General features: G+C 70.2%; 9 protein-coding genes. 6 read left to right on the top strand and 3 right to left on the bottom strand.

The window, feature by feature from the left end; translation table 11 throughout:
• The 3 genes from VF697_RS09440 to VF697_RS09430 form a co-directional block, all read left to right on the top strand.
• A partial coding sequence (locus tag VF697_RS09440) for an AAA family ATPase (RefSeq protein WP_331093443.1) occupies positions 1–2,293 on the top strand: 2,293 nt, incomplete at its 5' end.
• Between the two features lie 14 nt (positions 2,294–2,307).
• The gene (locus tag VF697_RS09435) at positions 2,308–4,614 is read left to right on the top strand and encodes a vWA domain-containing protein (protein WP_331093441.1); all 2,307 of its coding nucleotides are present in this window, start codon (positions 2,308–2,310) and stop codon (positions 4,612–4,614) included.
• 14 nt (positions 4,615–4,628) lie between these two features.
• Positions 4,629–5,192, top strand: coding sequence for a hypothetical protein (locus VF697_RS09430; protein WP_331093439.1), 564 nt, complete (start codon positions 4,629–4,631; stop codon positions 5,190–5,192).
• Positions 5,193–5,256: 64 nt separating this feature from the next.
• Here VF697_RS09430 and VF697_RS09425 read toward each other — a convergent pair whose 3' ends face one another.
• Positions 5,257–6,138 (bottom strand): DNA integrity scanning protein DisA nucleotide-binding domain protein, encoded by an 882-nt coding sequence (locus VF697_RS09425; protein ID WP_331093437.1) that lies wholly within the window; start codon positions 6,136–6,138, stop codon positions 5,257–5,259.
• A gap of 129 nt (positions 6,139–6,267) precedes the next feature.
• Between VF697_RS09425 and VF697_RS09420 the strand changes: the two genes are divergently transcribed.
• Complete coding sequence (locus VF697_RS09420; RefSeq protein ID WP_331093435.1) at positions 6,268–6,630, top strand: TraR/DksA family transcriptional regulator; 363 nt, start codon at positions 6,268–6,270, stop codon at positions 6,628–6,630.
• A 63-nt stretch (positions 6,631–6,693) separates the two neighbouring features.
• Here VF697_RS09420 and VF697_RS09415 read toward each other — a convergent pair whose 3' ends face one another.
• Positions 6,694–7,449 (bottom strand): FHA domain-containing protein, encoded by a 756-nt coding sequence (locus VF697_RS09415; protein ID WP_331093433.1) that lies wholly within the window; start codon positions 7,447–7,449, stop codon positions 6,694–6,696.
• 137 nt (positions 7,450–7,586) lie between these two features.
• Between VF697_RS09415 and VF697_RS09410 the strand changes: the two genes are divergently transcribed.
• A complete protein-coding gene (locus VF697_RS09410) occupies positions 7,587–9,416 on the top strand; it encodes a serine/threonine-protein kinase (RefSeq protein WP_414641267.1) in 1,830 nt (609 codons plus the stop codon).
• A gap of 17 nt (positions 9,417–9,433) precedes the next feature.
• Here VF697_RS09410 and VF697_RS09405 read toward each other — a convergent pair whose 3' ends face one another.
• Positions 9,434–10,546, bottom strand: a complete 1,113-nt coding sequence (locus tag VF697_RS09405) for an FHA domain-containing protein (RefSeq protein ID WP_331093430.1) — start codon at positions 10,544–10,546, stop codon at positions 9,434–9,436.
• A gap of 119 nt (positions 10,547–10,665) precedes the next feature.
• Between VF697_RS09405 and VF697_RS09400 the strand changes: the two genes are divergently transcribed.
• Positions 10,666–11,679 (top strand): RelA/SpoT family protein (locus VF697_RS09400; protein WP_331093428.1); only part of this gene is annotated, 1,014 nt, incomplete at its 3' end.

Here is an 11,679-nt window from a genome sequence, read left to right as displayed (position 1 = left end):
CGCCAAGCAGATCGCCGAGTCCACCGTGCAGACGGACCTCATCGGTCCGGTGGACTTCAAGGTGCTCACCGAGACGGGCCGCACCGAGTTCATCACCGAGGACGGCATGCTGGGCGCCACCCACGCCTTCCTCGACGAGGTCTTCGACGGGCGCGACATGCTGCTGCGCTCCATCCTCAACGTCCTGCACGAGCGCGAGCTCAAGCACGGCCGCCGGGTGACGAGCGGGCGCATCGAGTGCGCCATCATGACCAGCAACCGCTACCTCTCCGAGGTGCTGGCACGCTCGCCGGAGCTGCTGCTCGCCTTCGCGGACCGGCTCAGCTTCATCTCCTTCGTGCCCAAGTCCTTCGCCCGGCGCCCCAGCCGCGCGGCCATGCTGCACCGCTTCGCCTTCAACATGCGGCCGGACCTGCGCGCCAACCTCACCCTGCAGCACCTCGACGTGCTCCAGGAGGCCGTGGAGCGGGTGACGGTGCCCAGCCACCTGCTGGAGGCCATCGAGATGCTCGCCGATGAGCTGGAGCGCGCGCTCACGGCCCAGGTGTCCAAGCTGCCCGACTACGTGCCCACCAAGTACTTCTCCCAGCGCTCGGTGGTGAAGGCGCTGTGGGCCCTCAAGGCCGCGGTGGTGCGCGATCAGATCTACCGTCGCCCCGACCGCTCGCTGGAGGCCACCGTCGAGGACCTGGACGCCCTGCGCTGGTTCTTCCTGCTCGGCGGGCCGCCGGCGGAGGAGTCCGAGCTGCTCCTCAAGGTGGCGGTGGATCCGCGCGAGCGCGCCCAGTTGGAGATCGTCCGCATCGAGCAGAAGGCCTTCGATGCCGCGCTGACCAAGGTCCGCGCCGAGCTGGGCACGGGCGTGGAGCGCGAGGCGGCGGCGCTCGGCGCGGCCGATGACCTCAAGTCCGTGGAGGCGCTCGCGCGCAACTTCCAGCCCGGCATCGTCTCCACCACTGCGCGGCGCCTGCTCACCAAGCTCGTCCCGGGGCCTCGCCACCCGGACAACCGGGGCGCCCTGCTGGGCGCCGCGCGCGGGCTGCTCGCGGTGGTGGAGCAGCGGGTGGCACGGGGGCCCGTCGAGGGCTCCGAGGCCCGCCCGGGCGTGGCCGTGTTCTCCGCGCTCGTGGACACGCTGGAGCTGTGCCGTCAGGTGCCGGAGCTGCGCCCGCGGCTGCAGGTCCTGTGCGAGTCGGCGGCGCGCTTCGTCATGCAGGCCCTCGAGGTGATGGCCCTGAACGCCGAGAGCCTCGCCTTCGACGAGGCGGTGGTGCTGGAGGCGCTCGTCGGGCTCGCGGACAACCTCTCCGAGGAGCTGGGCCGGGTGAGCGAGCTCCTGGCGCTGCTCGCCGAGGGCAGCTCGGCCGCGGCGGCGCGGCTGCGGGCCGGGGAGGCCGAGGCGCGTCGGCGTGCCGTGGCGGCCCTGCGCCAGCGCTCGACGACCGCTTTCCCGGGCACCCGGGGCCGGAGGGATCCGCTCGATGCGCTCGCGGCGGACTCGCGCCGGCTCGGGCAGCTCGAGCAGGCCCTGTGCAAGCTGGATCCAGCGCAGCGCGGCCTCAAGCAGGAGCTGCTGCAGCCGCTCGGGTTCGCCTACGCGCGGGACGTACTGTCCACCACGCCCTTCGAGCGCATCGACCAGCTCGCGCGCACCGTGCAGGCGGTGGCGGAGAACCTGCGGCGAGAGGGCTTGGCTCCGGAGCCCGTGTTCGTCGAGTGCCGGGAGATGCTCGAGGTGCGTCTGCGCGAGTACGTGCGTGACCTCGGGCGCGAGGTGGCGAGCCCTCCGCCCGCGCCCCAGGCCGCCATCAGCGGCGAGGCCTACAACTTCTACCGGGGCGACTTCTCCACCCAGGTCCGGGATGGCGAGCTCGCCGCGCTGCTCGGGCTGGACGGGCAGCTCGCCTTCGCACGCTCGTCCTCCGCCGCCTCCTTCCTCTCCGAGAACATCCACGAGTCGGTGGCCCGGGTGGAGCTGGCCTTCGTGCAGACGCGCATCAAGTACCTGCGCAGCTGGCTCACCCAGCTCCTCACCGGTCTGCCGGCCCCGCAGAACATCCAGAGCCGCGCCACCGCGGACCAGGTCTTCGATCGGCTGGTGAAGAGCCGCTTCCCGCTGCTCACCCTCAAGGAGGGCGAGCTGGTGCGCATCAAGGGCGCGCTCGGCCGGCTCGTCTCCATGCCCGGCGAGCTGGGCGAGAGCGCACTCAAGCTGGAGAGCGTGCTGCGCGGCATCGACGATGACTTCAGCCGCTTCAGCAAGCAGTTGCTGGAGCTGCGGGCCTCGTTCTGAGGAGGCACTGACGCGTGCTCGGCGCCCAACTCGCGCGTTTGCGGCAACGGCTGGACGCGCTCCAGGCGAGCCCGTCCCAGTCCGAGGGCCTGCGGGGATGGTGGCTGGGGCTCACGGCCCCGGCGGAGGTGGACCTGTCCCTGCCCACCGTGACGCTGCTCGACCGTGCCCTGGAGCGGGTGGGCGTCCACACCCTGGCGGACGCGCGCCTGCTGCACGAGCTGGGCGTGAAGAAGGGCAGGGTGGGGGACCTGGCCTCGGGCCTGCGCTTCCGGGCGGACGAGGCCCTGGCGGAGTTCGAGGGGACCCTGAGCGCGGTGGAGAAGATGACGCGGGTGGGCCGGACGCCTCCGGGTGCGCGCACGGCGCTGGAGCGGGGCTTCGTCCGGCTCGCCCGGGTGCTGCGGGTGGCGGAGCTCTTCCTGTCCTCCACGCCCCCGGCCCAGGCGGAGGGCGAGTTCGAGATCTTCGCGCGGCCTGGACCGCTCTGGAATGAGCGGGGCGCCCCCAGCAAGGCTCGCATGGCCGTGGCCGAGTTCCTCGCCCAGCGGGCCCGGCACAACGTGGAGGACCTGACCCAGCGGCGGCGAGACCTGGATGTCGCCCATGAGCTGCTGCTGCGCATCGGCATGGAGCACGATCGCGACCGGGGCGTCGCCCTGCGCAACGAGGTGGCCCAGTCCCGCGAGCGCCTCCGGGAGTTGCCGGCGACGCGTTCGCTCGAGGCGCTGGTGCAGGAGGTGCGTCGCACCGCGCGCAGGGAGCCGGGGATGGCCTGGCGCTCGCTCCGGGGACTCTACGAGCGCGCGTTGGAGGCGAATGACAACGCGCTCGCGGCGGCGGCTCGCGCGGCGCTCGAGCCGATGATGCCCGCGGGCGGGCGGATGCGGTCCCTGCTGGAGTCCGCCGAGCGCGATGAGCTGACCCGTTGGTTCGGGGAGATGCCCCCCGCCAGCGAGGGAGCGCAAGGCTTCAAGGAGAAGCCCAGGTCCTCCTCCTCGGATGACCTGCTCGCGGAGCTGGCCTTCTCGTTGAACCCCGAGCAGCTCTCCGCGTTCGAGCTGGCGGCCGGTTGCGCCCGCTACTTCGACGTGGAGGACTCGCTCTCCGAGGAAGTCGTCGAGGTGAACACCCAGAAGGTGCGTCCCGTGCCGCGGCGGGTGCCGTACCCCACGCAGAACATGACGTTCGAGCGCACGGGCAGCCTCCACGAGGTGCATGACTTCGTCATCTCGGATCCGCGGAGGCTCGTCTACGACCTGGCCTCCCACGGCCAGACGGTACGGGCCTACCTGGAGGAGGAGCCGCCCCCACAGCCCAAGAAGATGAAGCGCACCGCCGTGCGCGTCTACGTCTGTGACGCCTCGGGCTCCATGCACGGCACTCGCGCCCGCTTCCGCGACGCCATCATCATCGCCGAGCTCAACAACCTCCGCGTCAAGGCGCGCGAGGGGCTGCCCTTCGATCCGCTCTACTTCTCCTTCTTCAACGACACGCCCACCGAGCTGGCCCGCGTGGACACGGCCCGCGAGGCCACCCGGCAGATCGAGAAGCTCTTCCGTGACTCGCCCGCCGAGGGACAGACGGACATCACCCTCGCGCTCATGTCCGCCTTCGACTCCATCCGCGCCGCGCGGGGGAAGGACCCGTACCTCGCCCGCGCCACCGTGGTGCTCATCACCGATGGCGAGGACCGTGTCGACCTGGAGCTCATCCGCCGCACCCGCGCCCCCATGGACGCGCTGGACATCGCGCTCAGCTTCATCTCGCTCGGCGAGGAGAACTCGGACCTCAAGTCGCTCGTCCAGGAGCAGCGCGCCCGCGGCGGCCGCGCCTTCTACCACCACCTCTCCGACCAGGAGATTCAGTGGGCCCGCACCGAGTTCGACAGCCCCTGGCGTACCCTCCTGCCGCGTGACATCCCCGTCACCCCGGAGGTGCTGGAGGCCCTCTCGCCCCACCTGAGCGCGCTCGAGGCCCTCGCCGCCGGGCGCACCGCCTCCTCGGCGCCCATGGCCTCCGAGGCCTCCTTCGATGCCCTCTTCCCGGAGCCGGCGCGCATCTCCTCCGAGAAGGTGTCGGGGGCGGCGCCCGGACCCGAGCTCCACGCCCGCGTGGCCGACATCCTCGACGCGCTCGTGGAGGCCGCCGCGCTCGCTCCCGCCGATCGCCGCGCCACCGAGAGCCTCACCCTCCTGCAGCACCTGCTCGGGGTGTACCAGCTCACTCCCGCGCGCTACCTCGCCGTGCTCGCCACCGGAAGTCCAGAGGTACACGACCGCCTCAAACGCGTGCGGCTCCTCTGCCGTCCCTTCGAGTAGGCTGCCGTCCGGCCATGCTCTTCGACTGGTTGCGCAAGAAGAAGCCCGAGAAGAAACCCGTGGACCCGCTCGTGGCCTTCGATCAGCTCATCGAGGACCTGGAGCGGCAGGGGGCCGAGGTCCGCAAGTCCGCCGCCACGCTGCTCGCCCTCAAGGGAGACCTGACCCGCTCCGAGGAGCGCTACGTCAAGCGGCTGGAGGACCTCGCGAAGCGGCGGGCCATCGCGGACGAGCAGGGGGAGGCGAAGATCGCCACCACGCTCGAGCGCGACCGCGCCCAGACCGAGTCCCTGCTGCGCACCACCCGGGAGTCGCTCAACCGCGCCGAGCAGGACAGCAAGCTGCTGCTGGAAGCCGCCGCGGACGTGGGCAATCGCGTGGCCGAGCTTCGGGCCGAGCGCGAGAGTGCCTCCGCCCGGCTCGCCGTGGAGGGGCTCGTCACCACTGCCCTTCGCGAGCAGGTGGAGCGCTTCGAGAAGGTGCTCGCCGTGGATGCCGCGCGCGATGAGATTGAGCGGGCCCATGCGCTCGCGGAGATCTACCGCGAGGAGCGTGGGCAGCCCGTGAAGTCGGAGTGAGGACCGAGGGGCGGCAAGGGGAGAAAGGTGACTGCCACCCTGGACGCGGCCCGAGGGGAGGGTGCTATGTGCGGCGCGCGGTCTGGTGCAGCTCCAGCACGATGTTGCCGCCCTTGAAGAGCCTCACCGCTCCCGAGGTCTGGCTCACCACCAGCGCGATGCACTTCGTCGTCGACGTGATGCTCGCCGCCGCCGCGTGCCTCGCCCCGAGCCCCAGGGGAATCTTCACCGTCTCGTCCGAGGCCGACAGGTAGCGCCCCGCGGCCAGCACCACGCCGTCCTCGCGCATCACGAAAGCCCCGTCCAGCACCGAGAAGTTCTTGATCGCCTCGCGGATCTTCGGGTCCAGCACGTTGCGCTCGGACTCCGACAACCCCTGGAACGGGTTGATCGTCATCTGCCGGCTCGTCTCCATCACCGTCGTGTGGTCGCCGATCGTGATGATCGTCCCGATGGGGTGGCCCTCGAAGCCCTCCTGGCCGATCTGCAACGCGAGCTGGATGAGCGCGTCCACCACCTGCGAGTTGAACTCGTCTCCGAGCTTCACGCCCTCGATCGCCAGCCGGTCATCCAGCGAGCCGCCGATGCGCATCTGCATCAGCGTGTCCGGGGACCGACCCAGCTTGCCCGTCATGCACAGCACCAGGTCGCCCTCTTTGAACGCCCCCTGGGTGAGCGCTGACACGAGCGCCACCTTCACCCGCTCGGTGCGCGAGTAGTCGTAGGCGGGAATCACCAGCGCCCGCTCCTTCTTCGCGAGCAGATCCTGGGCGAGCTTCTGCGAGGTCACCGCGTAGACGAGCTTGCGTTTGGCGTGCTGCCGGCGCAGGTCCTCGGCCGCGATGGGGGTGTCACTGATGTAGAGGAAGTGGTCCACGTCCCCTTTTCCAGCGAGCGAGAGGGCGGCTCGTAGGAACTCCCGGTCGAATTTCGAGGCATCGCTCATAGGGTACGACCTCGCCGCCTGTTATCGGTTTTTTGGGACTCCTTGACATCAGGACGCACGTGAATAAAGCTTTCCGGCCCTTTTTTCGGGGCACCAGGGCCCTTTCCCCGCCGCACCGGAGCTAAGGCTGTGAACCAGAAAGATCTCAAGCGTTACAAGAAGATGCTCGAAGACAGCAAGACGAGCCTTCTCGAGAGTGCGAAGAAGACCCTGGTGGAAGAAGCCAGCTTCGATACCGACGATCTCCCCGATGAGATCGACCAGGCTTCTTCCGAGTACGCGCAGTCCATGGCCTTCCGGCTGCGTGACCGGGAGAAGTTCCTGATGCAGAAGATCGACCGGGCCCTCGCGCGCATCGAGGACGGCACCTTCGGCACCTGCGAGCGCTGCGAGGAGGAGATCTCCCCCAAGCGGCTGGAGGCGCGGCCCGTCACCACGCTGTGCATCCGCTGCAAGGAAGAGCAGGAGAAGAAGGAAAAGTCCTACGGCTGACGCCGTCGGCGGGCAGAGGCGGTGCTCACGCGGCGGCCCGCGTGACGCCGCCCGCGCCTGTTCTCAGGTCGCCAGTTGGATCTCCACCCGGAGCAGCTGGCGGCCGATGAGGAAGTGGTCCCCGTTGTCCACGAAGACGGGGCCGTTGAGCCGCATGAAGGTGCCGTTGGACGAGCCCACGTCCCGCACCCGCAGTCGGTCCTGTTTCACCTGCAGCATCGCGTGGCGCCCCGAGACGAAGCCGTCGGTGGGGAAGGTGATGTCCCCCTGCTCGCGCCCGAGCGGGTTGTCCCCCTCCTTGAGCGGGAAGGCGGCCCCGCGCACGCCCCCCTCCAGAATCTGCACCAGCCGCAGCTTGTAGCCCGCGTCGGGCGAGCCCCAGATGTGGACGCCGCCTGGCCCCACGGCCGCCGCGGGAATGGGCTCGAGCACCAGCCGCTGCCGGCCCAGGCGCAGCTCGCCGCCCACCGGCAGCTCCTTCTCCTGGCGCAGGCGCACGAAGACGCCGTTGGCGCCCCCCACGTCCTCCACCACCAGCCGCCCGCTCGAGAAGAAGAAGCGGGCCTGCACCGGCATGATGAACGGGTCATCCGTCAGGGGCAGATCCCCCTGGGGGCCGCAGGTGAGGGTGTCCCGGGTCATCTTCACCACGGACTCGGGGCCACCGTCCGCCCGTACCACGCGCAGGGACACCTGGGGCCTGGCCGCCAGCTTCGGCGCGGCCATCACCATGGTTCCCGAGCGCATGGGCGAGCCACACGCGCTACAGGTGGAGGCGTTGTCGGGGTTATCGGCGTCGCAGCGGGGGCAGTAGGCCATGGCGGACGCGCTTACATATCAAGCCCGGCCCCGGGTTGCGCGGATACTCAACAATGCCCGTCCACCTTGCGGGCGACCCGACGCTCGTGGGAAGTTCGGGGGCCAACACCCCGCTGTTCGTATCCGGGAAGTCCCCTTTGCTTTGTCCGAGCTGCGGCGTCGACGCCGGTGATGCCTCCAAGAAGTACTGCCTCTCCTGCGGAGCCACGCTCACGCGCGGGGAACAGGACGAGTACATCGGCCGTACCTTGGCCCAGAAGTACCAGGTGGAGGCCCTCATCGGTGAGGGCGGCATGGGCAAGGTGTACCGTGCCCGGCAGATCGCCCTGGACAAGCTGGTGGTGCTCAAGGTGCTGCGCCACACCCTGCTGGGGGATGACCGCACCGTGGCCCGCTTCAAGCGCGAGGCCAAGGCCGCCAGCCGCCTCAACCACCCCAACTCCATCGGCATCCTCGACTTCGGGCAGGCCGAGGACGGGGCCCTCTTCATCGCCATGGAGTTCGTGCCGGGGCAGGACCTGCACACCGTGCTGAGCAAGGACGGCCCGCTGCCCGAGGCGCGCATCGTCCGCATCGTCAGCCAGGTGCTCTCCGCCCTCTACGACGCGCACGCCGCTGGCGTCATCCACCGGGATCTCAAGCCCGAGAACATCATGGTGGAGCAGCGCCGCAACGAGCCGGACTTCGTCAAGGTGCTCGACTTCGGCATCGCGAAGATCCAGGACGGCGAGGACGGGCCCACCCTCACGCGCACTGGCTTCGTCTGCGGCACCCCCGAGTACATGTCGCCCGAGCAGGCGCGGGGCACGACGTTGGACCACCGCTCGGACCTGTACGCGGTGGGCGTCATCATCTACCAGCTCCTCACGGGCCGGCTGCCCTTCGAGTCCGACTCGGCCGTGGGCTACGCCACCAAGCACCTCACCGAGGAGCCCCTCCCGCCCTCGCGCAAGCGCCCGGAGATCCGCGTCTCCCCGGCCATGGAGCGGCTCGTCATGCGGACGCTCTCCAAGAGCCCGGATGACCGGCCCCAGGACGCCGAGGCCTTCAAGGCCGAGCTGCTCGCCGTGGAGAAGGAGCGCGAGCGCCGCGCCAACGCGCCTCCTTCGCCCACCCGGCGCCCGGCCTCGCCCTCGGGGGTGCTCGCGCCGCTGCCACGCCGGGCCACGCCGCCTCCCAACGGGATGAGCACGGAGATCACCGACGCGGGCTGGGGCGGCGACTCCGACGCCACCGTGCGCGCCGAGCCCTCGCGCCTGCAACCCAGCGCCGCGATGGCCCGCATGGCCCAGGAGCGCACGCAGCTGGCTCCTCCCAGGCCGGAGCGGGAGCGGGAGCGTGCTCCGCCCGTCCCCCTGTCCGTGGTGCGCTCCGGCTCCGAGCGCTCCGCGTCCGAGCGGGCGCCCGCGCCCACCATCGACCAGACCGCCGTCAACGACAAGACCGAGGCCCTGGTGCCCGCCGTGTCCGACACCGGGGGCGGCGGGGTGGGCTTCTTCAAGGCCTTCATCCTCACGCTCGCGCTGGTCTCGCTCGCCCTGGGCGGCTACTGGCTCTACACGAGCTGGCGCGGCGCGTCCCGCGACAAGCCCTTCGTCCCTCCGAAGAACGCCCCCATCCCCGGCCAGGAGTCCGGCGCCCTGCTGCCCGACCCCATTCGGGGGTACGAGCGGGAGATTCCCAAGGAAAAGCGCGACCCGGCGCAGTCCGAGCGCCTCGAGCGCTCGGGCGACGAGGCCTACAAGCGCTCCCAGTGGGATCTGGCCGCCACCGAGTACAAGAATGCCTTCCGCCTCAACCCCACGCCGCAGCTGTCGCTGAAGCTCGGTGAGGTGTACTGGGTGCGCAAGCACCTCGACGAGGCGCGCGGCTGGTGGAAGCGCCACCTGCGCGACCTTCCGGACTCCACGGCCCGCGCCACCATCCTCGAGAAGATGCCGGACCTGGAGTCCGCCGGGGGCCAGTAGCCCCGCCCGGCGGGGCCTCAGCCCATCATCTCCACCTGCACGATGTGCTGGCCCAGACGCACCCGGTCCCCGGTGCGCAGCGGCCGCTCCAGCCCGGCGGGGATACGCACGTAGGTGCCGAGGCCTCCGGACAGGTCCCTCAACTGGACCCCGGCGGAGGTGAAGCTCAGCTCGCAGTGCCGGCTGGCCAGCCCCTCCTCCTGGGGGTAGCTGAAGTCACAGTTGGCCTGTCCGATCGTCAGCAGCGGAGCCGACGTCACGACGGTGCGACCGCTGCGGCCTCCCACCAGCACCTCCTCCACGCCGTGCACGCCCTGGCCCGGAGGCACCGGAGCGCCGTAGACGGTGGGGCGCCCGGCGAGGGGCGGCGGGGCCTCGATCTTCCCGAGGAAGCGGAAGAGGCGCTGGCCGACGCTGAAGAAGGACAGGGGAGGGATGGGCTCCGCCCCGGAGATGGTGACGTAGACGCCCGAGCTGCTGGACTCGTCGCGCACGTGCAGCACGTTGTCCTTGATGAGGAACGTGGCGTGCTGGGCGGAGAGGAAGATGTCGTCGGCGAAGAGGATGGCTCCTCGCGAGCGGCCCACGGTGCACCCGGTGACGGGCAGCTTGAAGCGCTGACCGCGTGCCGTGCCGGCGACGACCATCAGCCCGAAGCGGGAGGCGGCGGGAGCCGGACGCGCGGCGGGGGCGGGCGCGGCGGGCTTGGGCGTCGGCCCGGGAGGCACCGCAGCGGGGGCGGCGGGGGGAGGACGCGCGGCGGGGGCGGCGGGGCCGGGGGCGGCGGGACTCCGGGCGACGGCTCCCGGCAGGGGACGGGCGACGGCGGGCACCAGCGGGACGCCGCCGGCCGAGGCGATGGGGGGCGGGGTGCGCGAGGAGGAGGAGGCCGGACGCAGGCCGGGCGGGGAGCCGGGCGGACGGGCACCACCCGGGGGAGGCGGGGCAACCCCCGGACCCGGCTTGCCCGGGGAGGAGGCAGGCGTGGCGCGAGCGGGTGGCGGCCTGGCCGTGGCGGGCGCCTCGCTCAACGAGGTGCCGCAGCTCGCGCAGACCTCGGCGCGAGGCGGGTTGTGGCCGTCACAGTTCGGGCAGACCACGGCAAGTGCGGACAGCAGGAGCTGTGACATGGGCGGGGCGACTCTAGAAGTGCGGGTAACGCCAGGTCAACGAAAGCGAATTCCGGGCGAATACCGAAGACGTGACGTTGCCCCCCCAGGGGGCCCCAGTTACCATTGCTGCCGCTTCGATGATTCGCCTCAACGACATCCTCCAGCGGGTTGCCTCCTATCACCCGGACCCCGATCTGGACATCATCAAGAAGGCGTACGTCTATTCGGCCAAGGTGCATCAGGGCCAACTACGCAAGTCGGGTGAGCCGTACCTCATCCATCCCCTCGAAGTCGCTGGCCTGCTGGCCGAGCTGAAGCTGGACGAAGCTTCCATCGTCACCGGCCTGCTCCACGACACCATCGAGGACACACTCGCCACCGCCGAGGAGCTCACCGAGCTGTTTGGCCCCGAGGTCGCCCAACTGGTCGACGGGGTCACCAAGCTCTCCAAGTTCTCCGCCTCGGCCACGCTCTCCCAGGAGGAGAAGCAGGCGGAGAACTTCCGCAAGATGATCATCGCGATGGCGCAGGACATCCGCGTCATCCTGGTGAAGCTGGCCGACCGTACGCACAACATGCGGACGTTGGACCACATGTCCGAGGAGAAGCAGCGGCGGATCGCCCAGGAGACCCTGGACATCTACGCCCCGCTGGCCAACCGCCTGGGCATCAGCTGGATCAAGACCGAGCTGGAGGACCTGTCCTTCCGCTACGTGAAGCCCCAGGACTTCCTGTCGCTGCAGGACAAGCTCAACAAGCGCAAGAAGGAGCGGGAGAAGTACATCGACGACGTCAGCACCCTCGTGCGCACCAAGCTGGAGGAGCGGGGCCTGAAGGGCGACGTCAGCGGTCGCTTCAAGCACGTCTACAGCATCTACAAGAAGATGAAGTCGCAGGGGATCGAGTTCGAGCAGATCCACGACGTCATCGCCTTCCGCATCATCACCAACTCCATGCCCGCCTGCTACGAGGCGCTGGGTCTGGTGCACCAGCTGTGGAAGCCCGTGCCGGGGCGCTTCAAGGACTTCATCGCCATCCCCAAGCCGAACATGTACCAGTCCCTGCACACCACGGTGATAGGCCCCCTGGGCGAACGCGTGGAGATGCAAATCCGCACCGAGGAGATGCACCGCATTGCCGAAGAAGGCATT

Source organism: Archangium sp. (assembly GCF_036388035.1).
Taxonomy (GTDB): domain Bacteria; phylum Myxococcota; class Myxococcia; order Myxococcales; family Myxococcaceae; genus Archangium.
This window is presented reverse-complemented; position numbering and strand designations above follow the sequence as displayed.